The organism is Streptosporangium sandarakinum, assembly GCF_013409935.1.
Lineage (GTDB): Bacteria > Actinomycetota > Actinomycetes > Streptosporangiales > Streptosporangiaceae > Streptosporangium > Streptosporangium nondiastaticum.
Window position 1 is genome coordinate 1,236,003 of sequence record NZ_JACCCO010000003.1, and the last position, 18,730, is coordinate 1,254,732.

Genomic DNA, 18,730 nt, shown 5'->3' on the forward strand with positions numbered 1-18,730 from the left:
CCCTTAAGTCGTCGGGGAACGGGAGAAGCCGCCGGCGGGCGCTTGGAGGCATCGGCCCGGGCATGGCGGTCGTTCAACCGGCCGGGGCGAACGCCAGCACGCAGACGTCGTCTTCGGGGTTGGGGCCGCCGACCGCCTCGACCAGCCGGTCGAGCCCGGCGGACAGGCCGGCCCCGCGCAGCCCGGACAACCCGGCCGCCGCCTTCAGCAGCAGCGCGACGCCGTCGTCGATGTCGCGGTCGCGCCGCTCCACGAGGCCGTCGGTGAACAGCAGCAGCAGGTCGTCCTCGCGCAGCCGGATCTCGGCCGAGGCGTACGGCTCGGTGAGGGTGGCGCCCAGCAGCACCCCGTCGGGCGGGGCGAGCTGGACGGCCGTCCCGTCGCGGACCAGGACCGGCGCGGGGTGCCCGGCCTGGCTCCAGGTGAACACGCCGGTGGCCGGGTCGAGGTGGCCGGCGACGGCGGTCGCGGTGGCCTCGGCCATCCGGTGCGTCACCAGGTGGTTGAGCCACGAAAGCAGCCGGCCGGCCGGCTCGCCGGTCATCGCCAGTGCCGTCAGCGCGTGCCGCAGTACGGTCATCTCCGCGGCGGCGGGCAGGCCGTGCCCGGACACGTCGCCGACGGCCAGCAGGATCCGGCCGTCCGGCAGGGGGACGGCGTCGTGCCAGTCGCCGCCGAGGCCGTCCTCGGCGCCGGTCGGGTGGTAGCGCGTCTCGATCCGCGCGCCGGGCAGGCCGGGCGAGGAGGCGGGGCCGGGCAGCAGTGCCTCGCAGAGGGCCTCGCTCCGCCGCTGCTCCAGGGTCGCCCGGCCGAGGAGCTCGCCCAGCCGGCGCCGCGCCTCGGCGATGCCGCGTTCGGCCAGGCGGTGGCCGGTGACGTCCTGGATCACGCCGTGCACGGCGGTGCGCCCGCCGGCCGCCACGGGGTCCAGGGCCGCCCGCAGGTTGCGGATCTCGCCCCGGCGGCGGATGCGGAACTCGGTCTCGCCGGGCTCGGCCCGGTGCACGACGGACCGCAGCAGGCGGTCCAGGCCGGCCCGGTCGCCCGTCTCGACGTGGGAGGCCAGGTCCGCCAGGCGGATGGGCCCCTCGCCGGGATCGCGGCCGAAGATGGCGTACACCCGGTCGGACCAGATGGTCTCCCCGGTCTGGAGATTCCATTCGGCCCAGCCGAGATCGCCCAGCCGTTCGGCCTGCGCCAGCCGGACGCTGAGGAGGTGGTGTTCGACGGCCAGGTGCTCGTCCAGCTCTCCCCGCGGGCGCCGCGTCGTGTCGGTCGCGGTCAGCGGGGCGGAACCGGTCACGTGGTCGTTTCGTGGGTGGAGGGGGGGCTGGTGGCCGCCCACTACGCCGACCATTTAGCTCGCTCTCGAAATGTGTGGTCTTGCGGACATTCTATTGACAAATTGTGATCGTGCTTCAACGGAGTGTAGTGATGTCGTCGCGATCCGGGTGGGGTTTCCCGGGCTTTCCCGCACTTTCCTTGGTGCTCCGGGGCCGGATGCGTCGTTCGTCCTTCCGGTACTAGATTGGGCGATGTGACAACGGAGTCTGCTGACCTGTATCCCGTTACCCGCCTGGCCGACGCCCAGCGGGCGACCGCCGCCGCCGGGCTCGGAGCGCTGCTCCTGACGCCCGGCCCCGACCTGCGGTACGTGACCGGCTACGACGCGCTGCCGCTGGAGCGGCTCACCTGCCTGGTGCTGCCGGCCGAGGGCGACGCCTTCCTCGTGGTGCCCCGTCTGGAGCTGCCCGCCGCCGAGCACTCCCCGGCCTCCCGGCTGGGCGTCGAGTTCGTGCCCTGGGACGAGACCGACGACCCGTACGCGGCGATCGGCGCCCGGCTGGGCGGGGTCTCCCGGGTCGGCCTGGCCGACCGCATGTGGGCGATGCAGTCGCTGCGCTTCCGCGACGCGCTCCCCGGCGCCGAGCAGGTGCTCGCCGGGACGGTCCTGCGGGGGCTGCGCATGCGCAAGAGCCCGGCCGAGGTGGCCGCGCTGCGCGAGGCGGGCGCCGCCATCGACGCCGTCCACGCCCAGGTGCCCGAGTTCCTGCGGGCCGGCCGTACCGAGCGGGAGGTCGGGCGGGACATCGCCGAGGCGATCGTCGCCGCCGGCCACGCGACCGTCGACTTCGTCATCGTCGGCTCCGGTCCCAACGGCGCCAGCCCGCACCACGAGCTGTCGGACCGGGTCATCCAGCCCGGGGAGCCGGTCGTGGTGGACATCGGCGGCCAGATGCCCAGCGGCTACTGCTCCGACTCCACCCGGGTCTACTGCGTCGGGGAGCCCCCGGCCGACTTCGTCAAGTACTACGACGTGCTCCAGCGCGCCCAGGAGGCCGCCTGCCGGGCGGTACGGCCCGGCGTCGCGTGCGAGGCCATCGACGCCGCCGCGCGGGAGGTGATCGCCGAGGAGGGCTACGGCGAGTACTTCATCCACCGCACCGGCCACGGCATCGGCCTGGAGACCCACGAGGAGCCCTACATCGTCGCGGGCAACGCCGAGCCGATGGCGCCGGGCTTCGCCTTCTCCGTCGAGCCGGGCATCTATCTCCCCGGCGCCCACGGCGCCCGCATCGAGGACATCCTCGTCTGCACCGAGGAGGGTGGCGAGCGGGTCAACCACCGGCCTCGCGAGCTCGTCATCGTGTAACAAGTGTCACAATCGGGGTGGCCGGTGAACCCGGTCACCCTTTTTGTCGCTCTCGCCCATGACCTGGAGCGGATATGACCGTTGAACGTGTTCTGCCGACCGCCGAGGCCCACGACCTGATCGACCTGGTCCGCGACCTCGTCGGCAAGGAGGTCGCGCCCCGGGCCGCGGCCGACGAGGCCACCGGGCGCTTCCCCCGGGAGGTCTTCACCACCCTGGGCCGCGCCGGCCTCCTCGGGCTGCCCTACCCCGAGGAGCACGGCGGCGCGGCGCAGCCGTACGAGGTCTACCTCCAGGTGATCGAGGAGCTGGCGGCCGGATGGCTGGCGGTCGGCCTCGGCCTGTCGGTGCACACCCTGTCGTGCTTCCCGATCGCCGCCTACGGCACCGACGCCCAGCGCGCGGAACTGCTGCCGGAGATGCTCGGCGGCGAGCTGCTGGGCGCCTACTGCCTGTCGGAGCCCCACTCCGGCTCCGACGCCGCCGCCCTGACCACCCGGGCCGCGCGCGACGCCGACGGCTACACGGTGGACGGGGTCAAGGCGTGGATCACCCACGGCGGCGCCGCCGACTTCTACACGCTCATGGCCCGCACCTCGCCCGACGGAGCCCGCGGCATCTCCTGCTTCCACGTCCCGGCCGGCACGCCGGGCCTGTCGTTCGGCGAGCCCGAGCGGAAGATGGGCATGAAGTCCTCGCCGACGGCCCAGGTCCGCTTCGACGCGGCGCGGCTCGGCCCCGACGCCCTGGTCGGCTCCGAGGGCGAGGGCTTCCGCATCGCCATGGCCGCCCTGGACGGCGGGCGGCTCGGCATCGCCGCCTGCGCGGTGGGCGTGGCCCAGGCCGCCTTCGACGCCGCCGCCTCCTACGCCAGGGAGCGCCGGCAGTTCGGCTCGCGGATCGCCGACTTCCAGGGCATCGGCTTCATGCTCGCCGACATGGCCACCGGCATCGCCGCCGCGCGCGCCCTCTACCTGGACGCCGCCCGGCTGCGCGACACCGGCCGGCCGTACGGCACGCAGGCCGCCATGGCCAAGCTGTTCGCCACCGACATGTGCATGAAGGTCACCACCGACGCGGTGCAGGTGCTCGGCGGCTACGGCTACGTCGAGGACTTCCCGGTCGAGCGGTACATGCGCGAGGCGAAGGTGCTGCAGATCGTCGAGGGCACCAACCAGGTCCAGCGCCTGGTCATCAGCAGGGCCGTCGCCAAGGGCTGATCGGGGGAAGGCCGGGCCCCTCCTCAGGTCGGCCTCCTCGGGCCGGCCTGTTCGGGGCCGGCCTCCTCAGATCGGCCTCTTCCGGATGGCGTGAGCCCGGGGCCCGTCCCCGCGGACCGCCCTGAACCCGGACCCTCCCGGCCGCCGGAGGCACCGGCGGCCCTCCCGGTCAGCCGGGCAGGGGCAGGGCGGAGAGGACGACCACGCAGAGGACGGCGCAGACCAGGGTGACGGCGGCGGTGCGGACCCGCGCCGCCGCGGTCGGCCGCAGGATGACCGGCAACGCCAGGCCCATGACCGCCAGGGCCGCGAGCGACCACGGAACCGCAAGGGAGCCCACGCGGTCCAGCAGCTCCGCCGACCGGAGCTCCTGGGTGAACCGGGCCAGCAGCAGCCCGCTGAGCACTCCCACCACGAGGTCGCCGCACCGGCCGGGACGGCGGCAGAGATGCCCGGTCAGGCCGAAGGCGATCAGCACGGCGGCCAGCACCGCCATCTCCCAGCCGATGCCCCCGATGCCCCCCGTGCCCTCGGTGCCGCCGGGGACGAGCGGGGTCTGGCGGTCGAGCGCGTGAGCCGTCATGTGACCGGCCGCGGTGCCCGCCCCGGTGAGGCCGCCGATCAGCAGGGCCCAGCCGGGCCGGGAGATGCCACGCGTCATGGCCAGGACCAGCACGCCGTACAGGTAGGGGTCGTAGAAGGCCACGACATGCGCGGGCAGCGCATCGGCGGCCGTCTGACCGGCCAGGGAGAGGGCCATGCCCAGCGTCAGGCCCACCAGCATCCGGCCGATGACGGCCCGCTCCCGCCGATCCAGCACCCGGAAGTCAGGCTCGGGGGAGGGATGTCGCTGCTCCGACGCCGGGAGAGCGGACTCCCGGGGCACGGGCCACCCCGCCACGTCATCGCTCGTCCCCATGCGACGGCCTCACCCCCCCGGGCGTCATGGAACCTCACCTCTACGGTTGTGATTCCGCATGTTGCCCGCGGGTGGTGTCAGAAAAATCGCAAAACTTATCTAAATTTGCCCTCATTGTTGTACTCACTGCGACACTGCGTGTCGCGGCTCGGGGGCTGGTGTCCGGTGTCTTCCCTCGTCACTTCGTCGCTTCGCTCCTGCGTTCCTCGGTCCAGACACCGGCGCCCCCTCGCGGTGTTCATGGCGACACTGCGTGTCGCGGCTCGGGGGCTCTTGCCCGGTGTCTTCCCTCGTCACTTCGTCGCTGCGCTCCTTCGTTCCTCAGTCCAGACACCGGCGCCCCCTCGCGGGTCCAGGCACCGGCGGCTTCTTGCGGGTCAGAGGCCGTATTCCTCCAGGAGGCGGAGCCAGATCTCGCTGACCGTGGGGAAGGACGGTACGGCGTGCCACAGCCGGTCGAGGGGCACCTCGCCGGTCACCGCGATCGTCGCCGAGTGCAGCAGTTCGGCGACGCCCGCGCCGACGAAGGTCACGCCGAGCAGGACGCGGCGGCGCTCGTCCACCACCGCCTTCGCCCGTCCCCGGTAGTCCTCGCCGAGCAGGTAGGCCCCGGTCACCGAGGCCAGGTCGTACTCCACCACGCGCACGTCGAACCCCGCGGAGCGGGCGGCGGCCTCGGTCCGGCCGACCGCGCAGACCTGCGGGTCGGTGAAGACCACCTGGGGCGCGCCGAGGGAGTCGGCTACGGCGCGCAGCCCCGGCAGGTCGTCGCGGTCGCCCCGGACCCGCGCCGCGATCACGTCGCCGCACACCCGCGCCTGGTACTTGCCCATGTGGGTGAGAAGGTTGCGGCCGTTGACGTCGCCCACCGCGTACAGCCAGCCCTCGGGGACCCCGGTGGCGCGCATGCTGTCGTCGACCTCCACCGGGCCCTTCTCGGGCAGGCCCACGGTGCCGAGGCCGAGGTCGCCGGTCGCGGGCCGGCGCCCGGTGGCCATCAGCAGCTCGTCGGCCGTGATCGGCGGGCCCTCGCTCAGGTGGACGGTCACCGGGCCACCCGGTACGGACCGCTCCACCTTCGTCACCTCGACGCCGAAGCGGACGTCGACGCCGCCGTCGGCCAGCGAGTCGCGCAGCAGCTTCCCGGCGAACGGCTCCATCCGGTCCAGCAGCGAGCGGCCCCGCACCAGCATCGTCGTCTCCTCGGCGCCGAGCCCGTGCATGGCCTGCGTCATCTCGCAGGCCACCACGCCGCCGCCCACCACGACGAGCCGCTTCGGGATCTCCTGGGCGACGGTCACCTCATGGCTCGTCCAGGGGGCCGCCTCCCGCAGACCGGGGATCGGCGGGAGCGCCGCCCGGCTGCCGGTGGCCAGCACGACCGCGTGCCGGGCGGTCAGCAGGCGGACGGCGCCGCCGGGAGCGGTCACCTCGACCCGCAGCGGTCCGCTCAGCCGCCCCCGGCCCCGTACGAACTCCGCGGGCACGCTCTTGATCCACTTCACCTGCCCGGCGTCGTCGAGGTGCGAGACGGCCTCGTCGCGGCGGGCGAGCACCGCGGCGACGTCCAGGGGTCCCGTGGACATGCCGGGCACCCGGCGGACGTCGGCGGCCAGCTCCACCGGGCGCAGCAGCGCCTTGCTGGGCACGCACGCCCAGTAGGAGCACTCCCCGCCGGCGAGGTCCTCCTCCACCACCGCGGCGCTCAGCCCCCCGCGGACGGCCCGGGCCGCGACGTTCTCCCCGGCGGGGCCGGCCCCTATCACGATCACGTCGAACTCGTCGGACACCATTACCTCCACAGGACGCGTGCGCCGTCGTACAGCGGCGACCGCACCAGCTTCCCACCCTGCCGCCGGTACGTCCTGTCTGCCCCCGAACCCGCCGGTCCGGATCGGGTACGGCGAAGGCCACCCGTTCCGGTATCTTTCGTCAGCCGTTGTGTTCCCCGGCCCCCGCGGGCCGGATCCCCGAGATGAGACGTCATGACCTCCGACCAGGCGCGCGCCGCCCGTTCCCGGCATGGCCGCTGGAACGCGCAGACATGGTTCAACGTCGTGCTGCTGGCCATGGCCGTGCTGCTCGCCGTATCCGCGGTGTTCGGCGCGAGCGTGCTGCGCACCGCGGCTCAGGCGTCCGACCGGCTCATCGACCAGATCACGGTGGGCAGGCTCCAGGCCGAGCGCATGCAGACGAGTCTCCTGAACCAGGAGACCGGCCTGCGGGGCTTCGCCATCACCGGCAAGGAGGAGTTCCTCCAGCCGTACGAGGACGGCCTGAGCGCCCAGCGGGCCGCCGCGGCGCAGGTGCGGACGGTGGCGCCGGGGGAGAAGGCGCTGGGCCGGCTGGAGTCGGTCGAGCGGCTGAGCGAGCGGTGGCGCTCCGAGTACGCCGAGCCGATGATCGAGGCCGTACGGCGCAGCGGCCCCTCGGCCGTGTCCCAGCTGCGGGCCGAGGAGAGCAAGGCCGCCTTCGACGCGGTCCGCCGCGCGCTCGACGACCAGAACGCCGCCTGGAGCGCGGCCAGGGACCGCGCCCGCGCCGAGCTGGAGCGGACCCGCACGACCCGCGACACCACCTTCTTCATCATCCTGGCCGGCTTCCTCCTGATGATCGTCACGGTCGCGGTGCTGCTGCGGGTGGCGGTGTTCCGCCCCCTGGCGCGCCTGGGCGAGGCGTCCCGCCGGGTCACCGGGGGCGACTTCTCCCATCACGTCGACACCGGCGGCCCGGCCGACCTGGCGGCGCTGTCGAGCGACATGGAGGCGATGCGGCTGCGGATCGTCACCGAGCTGGAGGAGGCCCGCGGCTCCCGGCAGCAGATCGCCGCCCAGGCCGAGGAGCTGAAACGATCCAACGCCGAGCTGGAGCAGTTCGCCTACGTCGCCTCCCATGACCTGCAGGAGCCGCTGCGCAAGATCGCCTCCTTCTGCCAGATGCTCCAGCAGCGCTACGCCGACCAGCTCGACGAGAGGGCGAACACCTACATCGACTTCGCCGTCGACGGCGCCAAGCGCATGCAGGTGCTCATCAACGAGCTGCTCACCTTCTCCCGCGTGGGCCGCGTCCGCCAGGAGCCGGCCCCGGCCGGCCTGAACGAGATGATCGGCCACGCGCTGGCCAACCTCGCGGCGGCCGTGGAGGAGTCGGACGCCGAGATCGAGGTGGGGGACCTGCCGGTGGTCGTCGGCGACCGCACCCAGCTGGTGATGCTCTGGCAGAACCTGATCGGCAACTCCCTGAAGTTCCGCACCCCCGGCAGACGGCCGCACATCCGGATCGAGGCCGAGCGGGGCGACGGGGAGTGGCGGATCTCCCTGACCGACAACGGGATCGGAATCCCGGCCCACTTCGCCGACAAGATCTTCGTGATCTTCCAGCGGCTGCACCACCGGGACGCCTACGAGGGCACCGGGATCGGCCTGGCTCTCTGCCGGAAGATCGTCGAGCAGCACCAGGGCAGGATCTGGCTGGACACCGAGTACACCGAGGGCGCCCGTTTCGTCCTCACTCTGCCGGTCGCCGACGTCCCGGACGCTCCCGACGTCTCCGACGGCGAGGCCGGAGCCGAGCGGACGGACGTCCCGGCCCCGTCTTCCGGCGGGACTCCGGCGTCCCCCGGTGAGACCGCGGAGCCCTCCGCCGGGGTTGCGGCGGACGGGAAGGCGGCACGGGCGGAAGCCGGCGACTCGCATGACCCGGGGAACGCGGAAGGCACGCGGGCCGAGAGCGGCTGAGGCGCGGGCGGCGTTGGGACCATGACGTGACCGGAGGGCGGCGCGGAAGACCGCCGGGTGGCTATACCGTTGACCGGGTGGAGGAGATCGACCGCCGAATCGTGACATTACTGGCGAGTGACGGCCGGATGAGTTTCACCGACCTCGCCAAGGAGACCGGGTTGTCGGTGTCGGCGGTGCACCAGCGGGTGCGTCGGCTGGAGAAACGCGGGGTGGTGCGGGGATATGCCGCGCTGGTCGACTACGAGGCGATCGGGCTTCCGCTGACCGCGTTCGTGTCCATCAAGCCGATCGATCCGGCCGCCGCCGACGACGCCCCCGTCCGGCTGGCCCACCTGGCCGCGATAGAGGCGTGCCACAGCGTCGCCGGTGACGAGAGCTACATCCTCAAGGTCAGGGTGGCGTCGCCGTTCGCGCTGGAGGAGCTGCTCAGCCAGATCCGCACCGCCGCCAACGTCTCGACCCGGACGACCGTCGTGCTGAGCACGCCGTACGAGCACCGGCCCCCGGAACCGGCGGGCGGTGGGCCCGGCGGGGACGCCTGACCCCGCCCGCCGAGCCCCATGGGGCCCGCTGAGCCCCGTCGGGCCTGGAGAGTGCCCCACGGAGTCCCGCCGGCCTCACGGAAGCCTGCGGGGTCCCACGGAAGCCTCACGGAGCCTTGCGGGAGCCCGTCGCGTCCTTCCCGCCTGTGCGCGGCGGGGAAGGCGTGGCAGGCCGTACGACGGGCGCGGGAGCGCGGCGGAAGACGTGAGCGGGCCGCATGACGGGCGCGGCGTACGGCGGGCATGCTGCGGGCATACGGTGGCCGGGGACGGCGGGGGAGGTGCGAGCCGGGGGAGCGCGTGGGATCAGGCGAGGACGGAGAGGCCGAGACCAAGCTGTGATCGGGGTGTGGAGGCGGGTTCCTCGACGAGGCTGCTAAGATGGCTGGCTGTCACAACAGCCAAATGAGCCCGGAGCATCCCATTAGCATCAACAATAATGGATCGGCGACCGTCCGTCAACACGAGGTCGCTCGGGAGCAGGAATACGTCTCCGCCCTCTACGAGCGGCTCGACGTGCTCCGCGAGCGCACCCAGCGCCAGTTGGACGAGGTGCTCGCGCAGGGTGGGAGCGGCGGCACGCACCAGAACCGCTCCGAGCGCGACAGCTTCGCCGGGATGTACGCCGAGCGCCTGGGCCGCCTGTGGGGCGTGGAGAACGGCCTGTGCTTCGGGCGGCTCGACAAGGCCGACCAGACCGCCCTCTACATCGGGCGCATCGGCCTGGCCGACGACGACCAGCGCCGGCTGCTGATCGACTGGCGGGCGCCGGTGGCCCAGCCGTTCTACGGCGCCACCCCCGCCGCGTCGATGGGCGTCACCCGCCGCCGCCACCTGCAGACCAAGGGGCGCACGGTGGTCGGGGTGGACGACGACCTGCTCGACCTCGACGGACTCACCGACGAGGACGTCGCCACCCTCAACGGCGAGGCGGCGCTGCTGGCCTCCCTCGGCGCCCGGCGGACCGGGCGGATGCGCGACATCGTGGCGACCATCCAGGCCGAGCAGGACCGCATCATCCGCTCCGACCTGGACGGCGTGCTGGTCGTGCAGGGCGGTCCCGGCACCGGCAAGACGGTGGTCGCCCTGCACCGGGCGGCCTACCTCCTCTACACCCACCGGGAGCGGCTCGCCCGCCGGGGCGTGCTCATCCTGGGCCCCAACTCGACCTTCATGCGCTACATCGACCAGGTGCTCCCCTCGCTGGGTGAGACCGACGTGCTGCTGTCCACGGTCGCCGAGCTGTACCCCGGGCTCGTCCCCACGGTCCGGGAGCGCCCGGAGGTCGCCGCGGTCAAGGGCGACGCGCGCATGGTCCAGGTGGTGGCGCGAGCCGTACGGGAGCGGCAGCGGGTGCCGCGCAAGCCGGTCGAGATCCGCCTCGACGGCCACACCCTCAGGCTCGACGGCCGGGCCCTGGAGGCGGCGCGCAACCGGGCGGCCCGCTCGGGCAGGCCGCACAACGAGGCCCGCGCGGTGTTCGTCCGCCACCTGCTCAACATCCTGGCCCGGCAGATGGCCAAGCAGCTCGGCAAGGGCGTGATCGACGACGACGAGCTGGCCGGCATCCGCGAGGACCTGCGCACCGAGCGGCCCGTCAAGGCCGCGCTGAACAGGCTGTGGCCCTACACCACCCCCCGCCAGCTCCTGGTGGGGCTGTTCACCTCGCGCGAGCGGCTGGAGTACGCCGCGGGCGGGCTGCTGGACGCCGCCGAGCGCGAGCTGCTGCTGCGCGAGCCGCCCCGGCGCGGCGAGGACTGGTGGGCCCCCTCCGACGTGCCGCTGCTGGACGAGGCCTCCGAGCTGCTCGGCGACATCGACCCGGCGGTGCTGCGGGCCGGGGCGTGGTTCGCCGAGGAGGAGCAGGCCCTGGCGCGGGCCGCCGCCCAGGACGAGCGGCAGCACCAGCTCACCTACGCCAGGGAGGTGCTGGAGCTGACCGGCCTGGCGGAGATCATGGACGCCGAGAAGTTCGCCGCCCGCCACCTCTCCGACGAGGTGTACCTCACCACCGCCGAGCGCGCCGCGGCCGACCGGACCTGGGCGTTCGGCCACGTCATCGTGGACGAGGCCCAGGAGCTGTCGGAGATGGACTGGCGCATGGTGATGCGCCGCGTCCCCAGCCGGTCGATGACGATCGTCGGCGACCTGGCGCAGACGGGCTCCTCGGCGGGCGCCCGCTCCTGGGGCGACGTCCTCGACCCGTACGTCGCCGGGCGCTGGCGGCAGGAGACCCTCACGGTCAACTACCGCACCCCGGCCGAGCTGATGGCCGTGGCGGCGGAGGTGCTCGCCCTGGTCGGGCCCGGCCTGAGCGCGCCCACCTCGGTCCGCGAGACCGGCGCCCGGCCCTGGGCGGCCTCCCCGGTGGACCGCCTGCCCGGCCTGGTCGCCGCCGAGGTCGCCGAGGGGGGCCGCACGGTGGTGATCGTCCCGGAGACCGGCCGGGAGAAGTACGGCGAGCTCGTCACCGGGGCGGTCCCGGGCGCGGTCGCCGCGCCCGGGGCCGCCGCGCTGGACGCCCCGGCGGCGGTCCTGACCGTCGCCGAGGCCAAGGGCCTGGAGTTCGACACGGTCATCGTGGTGGATCCGGAGGCGATCCTGGGGGAGTCGCCACGCGGGGCCAGCGATCTTTACGTCGCGCTGACCAGGGCGACCCGCCGCCTTGGCGTCGTCCACGACGGCCCGCTGCCCGGGGCGCTCTCTCGACTTGAGGTACATCGGATCACATGAGACCATTGACGGCTCTCGCCGATCCTGTCCCAGCTGCGGAAACTTGATGTTTCCGCTGTTAGGGACACGGTTGACATCTGCGCTGGGGTCGGTAGTTTGCTGCCCAGTCCAGCACGGGACTGACCGGTTGGCCGCCTTTCGACATCGCCGCCTCCTGCGCCCGTGACGGGGGAGACCCCGTCCGTACAGCCAGGCGCAGGATCGGTGTTCCGTCGAGGCGGGGCACCCCTTCCGGGCGGGGGGTTGGACCCAGGAGGGGCCCGGGCACCCAGTAGACAACGGCAATCCGCGCCCGCCGCCGACGGGACGGAACCGGTCCGAAGGGCGGCCCGGGCTCTCTTCCCGCTCCCGTGCGAGCGCCGCAAGCGCCGGGGTGATCCCGCGGGCCTCCGTCCGCCCGGGGATCACCCCGTTGCCGTTTCCGAAGACCCGGGGTTCGTCCCGGGACGTTTCCCGGACCGTGGTTTCCTCGCCGTGCTCCGGGGGCGGTACCGTTCGGGCTAGGAAAAGGGCCGGACGGGCCGGTCGGAGGGGCCGGGCGCCCGATGCCCGCACGACGCCCGCATGACGCCCCGAAGGAGAGCCACGCCCGTGGTGCAGGAGAAGACGGCCGCCTCGCCTGCGGCCGCGCCGGGGGAGTCCCCCCACCGGCGGGCCGCGCTCCTCTCGCATCCGGTGTCCGGCCGCGCCGCGGCGGCCGTCGCGGGCGGCCTGCTGCTGTTCCTGTCCTTCCCGCCGCTCGGGCTGTGGTTCCTGGCGCCCTTCGGCGTGGCGCTCGCCGTGCTCGCCTCGTACGGCCTGCGCGCCCGCCGCGCCGTGTGGCCGGGCCTGCTGACCGGCCTCGTGTTCCTGCTGCCCGCGCTGCACTGGGCGAGCCCGATCGGGACCGACGCCTGGCTGGGCCTGACGGCCATTGAGAGCCTGTTCTACGCGGCCTGGGCCGCCGGATCGGCCCTGGTGTCCCGGCTGCCCCTGTGGCCCCTGTGGAGCGCCGCGCTGTGGGTGGCGATGGAGAAGGCCCGCGGGTCGTTCCCGTTCGGCGGCTTCCCCTGGGTACGGCTGGCCTTCAGCCAGGGGGACTCGGTCTTCACCCCGTACGCGGCCGTCGGAGGGGCCCCGCTGGTGGGCTTCGCGGTGGCGTTGTGCGGCGGGCTGCTCGCGCTGGCCGCGCTGCGGCTGTGGGCATCGCGGGCGGGGCGTGACCCCGGGGCTGACCCGGGGCCGGGTGGACGCCGGGGCCGGGCGCCGCTGGCGCTGGCGCTCGCCGGGGCGCTGGCCGTGCCGGCCGCGGCGTTCGCCGTGCCCCGCCACGGCGACGAGGGCCGGACGGTCCGGATCGGCGTCGTCCAGGGCAACGTCCCCGGCCGCGGCATGAACCCCCTCGGGAACGAGCCGGCGGTGGTGCTGGGCAACCACACCCGGATGCTCCACGAGATGGCCCGCGCCGTACGGGAGGGCCGGATGCCGAAGCCCGACCTGGTCGTGCTGCCGGAGAACTCCACCGACATCGACCCCTACCGCAGCGAGTTCGCCCGCCGCCAGATCGACGACGCCGTCAAGGACGTCGGGGTGCCCGTGCTGGTCGGCGCGGTGGTCGGGATCGGCGAGGACGGCCGGGCGACCCGCAGCATCGTGTGGGACCCGGTGACCGGGCCCGGGGCGTACTACGACAAGCAGAAGCTGGTCCCGTTCGGCGAGTACACCCCGCTCAAGGAACTCATGTTCGCCCTGTTCGAGCGGGCCGCCCTGGTCGGCAAGCAGTCGGTGCCCGGCACCCGCGACGGCGACCTCCGGGTCGGGCCGGTGACCGTCGGGGCGATCAACTGCTACGAGGTCGCCTACGACGGCGTCGTCGGCGACACCGCCAGGACCGGGGCCACCCCGCTGGTGGTGCAGACCAACAACGCGACCTACGCGCTGACGAACCTGCCGCCCCAGCAGCTCGCCATGTCGCAGCTGCGGGCGGTCGAGCACAACCGGGCGGTGCTGACCTCGGCGATCACCGGGATCTCCGCCCTGGTGAAACCGGACGGCGAGGTCGTCTGGCGCACCGGCGAGCTGGTCCCCGCGATGGACGTGCTGACCGTGCCGGTCAGAACCGGGCAGACCATCGCAACCAGGGCTGGCGCGCTGCCCGAATGGATCTTAATACTTATGGGTACGGGCGCGATGGCCGCCGTCGCGGCGCGCCGGATCCGCAACCTTGCCCACTCCGCGGGCGGGAGGGACGAACAGCAGGTGGGAGACGCGTGATGGAGCGGATGCCGGGCCGGGTGCTCGTCGTCGTGCCGACCTACAACGAGCGGGAGAACCTGCCGGCGATCGTGGGCAGGGTGCGCGCCGCGGTGCCCGAGGCGCACGTCCTGGTGGCCGACGACGCCAGTCCCGACGGCACAGGAGCGGTCGCCGACGAGCTGGCGGCCGGCGACGACCACGTCCACGCGCTGCACCGGCCGGGCAAGCAGGGTCTGGGCGCCGCCTACATCGCGGGGTTCCGCTGGGGCATGGCAGAGGGCTTCGACGTCCTGGTGGAGATGGACGCCGACGGCTCCCACCAGCCCGAGGAGCTGCCCAAGCTGCTGGAGCGGCTGGCCGGCGGGGCCGACCTGGTGATCGGCTCGCGGTGGGTGCCCGGCGGCGAGGTGGTCAACTGGCCCGCCTCCCGCGAGTTCCTCTCGCGCGGCGCCAACGTCTACGCCCGGATGATGCTCGGCATCCCGGTCCGCGACGCCACCGCGGGCTTCCGCGCCTACCGCGCCGCCACCCTGGAGAAGATCGGCCTGGACGACGTGGAGTCGCAGGGCTACTGCTTCCAGGTGGACCTGACGCTGCGCACGGTCCGCCACGGCCTGCGCGTCGCCGAGGTGCCCATCGTGTTCGTGGAGCGCACCGCCGGGGTCAGCAAGATGAGCCGGGGCATCATGGTCGAGGCGTTCTGGCGGATCATGCAGTGGGGCCTGGCCGGGCTGCCCGGCCGTCTGCGCCGCTCGCGCTGAGCGCCGGGCCCCGGCCGTCTGCGCCGCTCACGCTGGGCATCGGCCCCGGTTGCCCGGGCGCCGGGAGCCCCCGCGCGGGCTCCGGGAGAACCCCGGGATGACCTCCGGGGGACATCGGGGAACGTCAGGGAGAACGGTGGAACGCGGCGACGCCCCGGCGCGTTGTCACAGTCGTACGGCTGTCACATGAGTTGAGGAAAAGATGCGCTTAGTGCTGTTCCTGCTTTTCCTGGTGGTCCCGATCCTGGAGATCTGGGTCCTGATCCAGGCGGGGCAGGTCATCGGCGGCTGGCCCACGGTGGCCCTCCTGCTGGCGGACAGCCTTCTCGGCGCCTGGATCGTCCGCCGCGAGGGTCGCAGGGCGTGGCGCGGCCTGCAGGAGGCGCTGCGCGACGGCCGGATGCCCGAACGCGAGCTCGCCGACGGCGCCATGGTCGTCACGGGCGGCATGCTGCTGCTCACCCCGGGCTTCCTCACCGACATCGCGGGGCTCATGTGCCTCCTGCCCCTCACCCGGCCGCTGGTCCGCCGCCTGGGCGCCTGGTTCTTCGCCCGCCGGGTCCGCAGCACCCTCGCCCGGTCGGCCGCCGGGCCGGGCCTCGGCTCGCCGTTCGGGCCGGGCTCGCCGTTCGGCGCGGGTGCGCCGTTCGGTACGGGCTCCGCGGGTTCGCCGTTCGGCGGGACCGGCGGCCAGGGCGGTCCGGGCGGCTCCGGCCCGGTGATCCACGGAGAGGTGATCCGCGACGAGCCGGGCCCCGGTCCGGTCCACGACTCGCCCCGCGGCCTCACCGGCGGCTGAGCCCGGCGGACGCGGGCCGAGCCCGCTCCACGGCGGGTCGCCCGCTCCGGCGGGCACGCGGCCGCGGCCCGTCCGGGTCACCGGCCGCTGAGCCCGGCCAGGCGGCGCAGCGAGAACCGGAACAGCGCCGCGTTCAGCGGCCTGAGCAGGACCCAGCCCAGCCGCCCCACGGCGCCGAGCGGCAGGTCCAGCTCCTCCTCCCAGACGATCGTGCTGCCCCCGCCGCGGGGCAGCACCCGGAAGACCCCGGTGCCGCGCACCAGCCCGCCGGTGTGCCGGACCGCGACGGTCCGCGGCGGGTCCCACCCGGTGATCTCCATGGTGTCGAGGAAGCCGAGGGGACCGACGCCGGTGAAGGCCGCCAGGCGGCTCCCGGCGCTCCGGCCGTCGCCGCCGGTCACCTGGGCCCGGGTGAGGACCATCCACTCCCGGTGGCGCGGCCAGTCGGTCAGTACGGAGAACACCCGCTCCGGGCGGGCGTCGGCGGCCACGGACACGCAGATGCGGCCCTTGGTCATCGTGGGACACCTCCGGCGGTGGGAAGGCCCCCGGGGCTCGTCAGGGGCATGTGAGATCTCTTACCCCGGACGCCGGTCCCGCACCGCACGACTCCTCCGCGCGGAGGGACCCCTCGCGGGGACCGGAGGGATTTTTCGCGGGATCCGCGACGAAAGGCGCGGCGGTGGGAACGGGGCATCGGGATCAGACGATGGCGTCCACGGCTGCGTTGATGGCGTCCTGTCGATCCAGAAGGTCCGTGCTGTCGGCCCACTGGTCCACGCCTCCGGTCAGAGGCAGCTCACGCAACCGGGGATCGGTGACCGTCTCCAGCAGGGCCCGGGCGAAGCGTTCGGCATGCAGGACCAGGAACGGCCGGCTGTGGTAGGGCCGGCGGGTCGGATCCACCGGCCCTGTGAGCCCGATGGCGTTGTGCGTCCGGCCTACGACCTCGTACGCGTCGCACAAGTGCCGCTCCCGGCCGGGGTAGTCGCTCCATATGGCCGACCGGATCGAGTGGATCGCTGCTGCGGCGGAAGTGGGTGAGCCATCCACGCACCTGTTTCGGCAACCGCTGCGCCAGGAGGTCGCGGATCCGCCCACCGTGGCGTACCGCGTCCTCGGGGGCGAGGAAGAGCTCGAGTCGAGGTCCCCAGTCATGGTCGGCCGAGCGCGCGGTGTCGAATCCCAGGACCTCGGACCCCGCGCCGATCCGGGCGGCCGCGTACCGAAGCCCGGGATAGGCGGTGTCGAGGATCGGCCTCACCGCCTCCTCGTACAGAGTCCTCGCGAGCTCAAGGCCGGGGACGAAAGGGGCAGCAGGTGTGACCATATTGCTTACTGTGCCAACGACGCGTCACGCGGATCCACCGGATATCAGCCGCGCCGCCCACACCACCTGGCAGGCCGCGCGACCGCCCCCGATGGGCCACCAGGCGGATGCCCTGCCGACGAGCACCGTATGCGGTAGGCGGCGCGCCGGTCGAGTTCGCGGAGGCCCGGCCGATCCGGCCGGCGTCCTCGACCTGAGGCCGGCGCCCCGGCTCCCGCTGAACCCCCCGCCGGCCGACCGCGACGGTCCCTGCCTTGTGGATCGCCGTGGCCTCGGGGCCCCGGGCCGTGTGCCGTGATCGTCCTTGGCGCAGAAATGCTCATCCAGCGTCGGCTGTACCGGGACGAGGGCGGCGGGCCCGTCACCGTCGGACGGCCTCCGCCCGAGGGGCGACCCGTTGGTCCTCCAGGAGGAGCAGGTCGGGCCTGAAGCACGAGGCGGATCCGCGCGGGACATCGAAAGCTGGGGGCATGAGAAACACGAGAGCCGCCGCGGCGCTGGCACTGGCCGCGGCTGTGGGGACGGCGGCGGCCGGAGTGGCGCCGGAGGCGTCGGCCGCGACACGGGGATGCGACACGAGCGCGCTGCAACGGTCGCTCGACGCGATCGTGGAGGCGGGGGACACGCCGGGCATCCTCGCGACGGTCAGCTCCCCGGCGTGCAGACAGGTGTCACTGGGCAGCGGGGTGGCTGACATCCTCACGGGCCGACGGATGCGCGGTGACGAGCGGATCAGGGTGGGCAGCATCACCAAGTCGTTCACGGCGACGGTGGTGCTCCAGCTCGTGGCGGAGGGCAAGATCAGCCTGGACACGCCCCTGACGCGGTACCTCCCGAACGAGAAGATCACCGTGAGGGACCTGCTCCGGCACACGAGCGGGCTCGGCGACTACACGTCCTCGGACGAGATCGACGCCTTGCGTGACCGCTTCAAGCACTTCGAGCCCGACGACCTGTTCGCGATCGGGTTGCGCGTACCGCGGTCGGACAAGCCGTGGAACTATTCGAGCACCAACTACGCCCTCCTGGCCATGATCGTGAAGCAGGTCACGGGCAACGACATCGGCACGGAGATCACGCGGCGGATCCTCAGGCCGCTGAAGCTCACCGGGACGTGGTGGCCGGGCGACAACCCGCGTATCCCGGGACGGCACGCGCACGGTTACGTCTACGACGAGGGCAAGCGGTACGACACCACCAAGTGGAACATGACCTACGGCGGCGCGGCGGGCGCGCTCGTGTCGACGACCTCCGATCTGAACCGCTTCTGGGCCGCGTTGCTCGGCGGCAGGCTGCTGCCCGCGGCCCAGCTCAAGGAGATGCGTACGACGGTCCCCGCGGATCCGGCGCGCATGTGGCCGGGCGCCGACGCCGGGCTCGGGCTGTACGAGACCGAGCTGAAGCACTGCGCGGGCACCTGGGTCGGGCACGGCGGCGGCTTCAACGGCTACCGCACGATCGCGGCCTCCAGCCCCGACGGTCGCCGCCAGGTCACTCTCGCGATCAATCGCCATCCGAGCGAGATCACGCCCCGGCTCCTCGACCTCGCCGACGCCACCCTCTGCGCGCTGCGCTGAGGCCGGCGAGAAGGTCACGGCCCCGCCAGGGCCTGTCTCAAAGCCTGGTGGGGAGGGTGACACGCGGCCCCTCCGGGCTGTCACCGACTGTTCGACGGCGGGGCGGCCCGTGGCGTGCTCGGGAGCGTACTCGTGGATCGTGGAGCCGCTGACGTTCAGCGGCCGCGCGATCTCATGCCGCCGGCCACAAGCCAGGGGCGTGGCTCGGGCCGCGTCGCACC

General features: G+C 73.4%; 14 protein-coding genes. 9 read left to right on the top strand and 5 right to left on the bottom strand.

Annotated elements, in window-relative coordinates; all coding sequences use genetic code 11:
* Window positions 1-73: 73 nt before the first annotated feature.
* Window positions 74-1,303: a PP2C family protein-serine/threonine phosphatase gene (locus HDA43_RS31855; protein ID WP_312873640.1), complete on the bottom strand. Its 1,230-nt coding sequence runs from the start codon at window positions 1,301-1,303 to the stop codon at window positions 74-76.
* 234 nt (window positions 1,304-1,537) lie between these two features.
* Between HDA43_RS31855 and HDA43_RS31860 the strand changes: the two genes are divergently transcribed.
* Together HDA43_RS31860 and HDA43_RS31865 are read left to right on the top strand one after the other, a co-directional pair.
* On the top strand, window positions 1,538-2,653 hold the full coding sequence (locus tag HDA43_RS31860; protein WP_179828196.1) for a M24 family metallopeptidase: 1,116 nt from the start codon (window positions 1,538-1,540) through the stop codon (window positions 2,651-2,653).
* 74 nt (window positions 2,654-2,727) lie between these two features.
* Entirely contained in the window at window positions 2,728-3,873 is a 1,146-nt protein-coding gene (locus tag HDA43_RS31865; protein ID WP_179828198.1) for an acyl-CoA dehydrogenase family protein, read from the top strand.
* Between the two features lie 169 nt (window positions 3,874-4,042).
* On the opposite strand, the gene HDA43_RS31870 is transcribed toward HDA43_RS31865, so the two are convergent.
* A complete protein-coding gene (locus HDA43_RS31870; RefSeq protein WP_179828200.1) occupies window positions 4,043-4,792 on the bottom strand; it encodes a hypothetical protein in 750 nt (249 codons plus the stop codon).
* 377 nt (window positions 4,793-5,169) lie between these two features.
* Window positions 5,170-6,582: a dihydrolipoyl dehydrogenase family protein gene (locus tag HDA43_RS31875; RefSeq protein ID WP_312873641.1), complete on the bottom strand. Its 1,413-nt coding sequence runs from the start codon at window positions 6,580-6,582 to the stop codon at window positions 5,170-5,172.
* A 195-nt stretch (window positions 6,583-6,777) separates the two neighbouring features.
* Here HDA43_RS31875 and HDA43_RS31880 point away from each other — a divergent pair, with 195 nt between their 5' ends.
* From HDA43_RS31880 to HDA43_RS31905, 6 genes are all read left to right on the top strand, one after another.
* Window positions 6,778-8,529 carry a sensor histidine kinase gene (locus HDA43_RS31880; protein WP_179828204.1) on the top strand — a complete coding sequence of 584 codons (1,752 nt, stop codon included), beginning with the start codon at window positions 6,778-6,780 and terminating at the stop codon, window positions 8,527-8,529.
* Between the two features lie 77 nt (window positions 8,530-8,606).
* Window positions 8,607-9,074 (top strand): Lrp/AsnC family transcriptional regulator, encoded by a 468-nt coding sequence (locus HDA43_RS31885; RefSeq protein ID WP_179828206.1) that lies wholly within the window; start codon window positions 8,607-8,609, stop codon window positions 9,072-9,074.
* A 405-nt stretch (window positions 9,075-9,479) separates the two neighbouring features.
* On the top strand, window positions 9,480-11,807 hold the full coding sequence (locus HDA43_RS31890; RefSeq protein ID WP_179828208.1) for a HelD family protein: 2,328 nt from the start codon (window positions 9,480-9,482) through the stop codon (window positions 11,805-11,807).
* 591 nt (window positions 11,808-12,398) lie between these two features.
* Complete coding sequence (gene lnt / locus HDA43_RS31895; protein ID WP_312873642.1) at window positions 12,399-14,060, top strand: apolipoprotein N-acyltransferase; 1,662 nt, start codon at window positions 12,399-12,401, stop codon at window positions 14,058-14,060.
* A complete protein-coding gene (locus HDA43_RS31900; RefSeq protein ID WP_179828212.1) occupies window positions 14,060-14,803 on the top strand; it encodes a polyprenol monophosphomannose synthase in 744 nt (247 codons plus the stop codon). The genes lnt and HDA43_RS31900 overlap by 1 nt, the downstream gene beginning before the upstream one ends.
* A gap of 202 nt (window positions 14,804-15,005) precedes the next feature.
* Window positions 15,006-15,602: an FxsA family protein gene (locus tag HDA43_RS31905; RefSeq protein ID WP_179828214.1), complete on the top strand. Its 597-nt coding sequence runs from the start codon at window positions 15,006-15,008 to the stop codon at window positions 15,600-15,602.
* Window positions 15,603-15,679: 77 nt separating this feature from the next.
* On the opposite strand, the gene HDA43_RS31910 is transcribed toward HDA43_RS31905, so the two are convergent.
* Both HDA43_RS31910 and HDA43_RS35580 read right to left on the bottom strand, forming a co-directional pair.
* Complete coding sequence (locus tag HDA43_RS31910) at window positions 15,680-16,120, bottom strand: SRPBCC family protein (RefSeq protein WP_179828216.1); 441 nt, start codon at window positions 16,118-16,120, stop codon at window positions 15,680-15,682.
* Window positions 16,121-16,304: 184 nt separating this feature from the next.
* A complete protein-coding gene (locus HDA43_RS35580; RefSeq protein ID WP_246424767.1) occupies window positions 16,305-16,568 on the bottom strand; it encodes a hypothetical protein in 264 nt (87 codons plus the stop codon).
* A gap of 834 nt (window positions 16,569-17,402) precedes the next feature.
* Here HDA43_RS35580 and HDA43_RS31920 point away from each other — a divergent pair.
* On the top strand, window positions 17,403-18,509 hold the full coding sequence (locus HDA43_RS31920) for a serine hydrolase domain-containing protein (RefSeq protein WP_179828218.1): 1,107 nt from the start codon (window positions 17,403-17,405) through the stop codon (window positions 18,507-18,509).
* Window positions 18,510-18,730 lie beyond the last annotated feature (221 nt).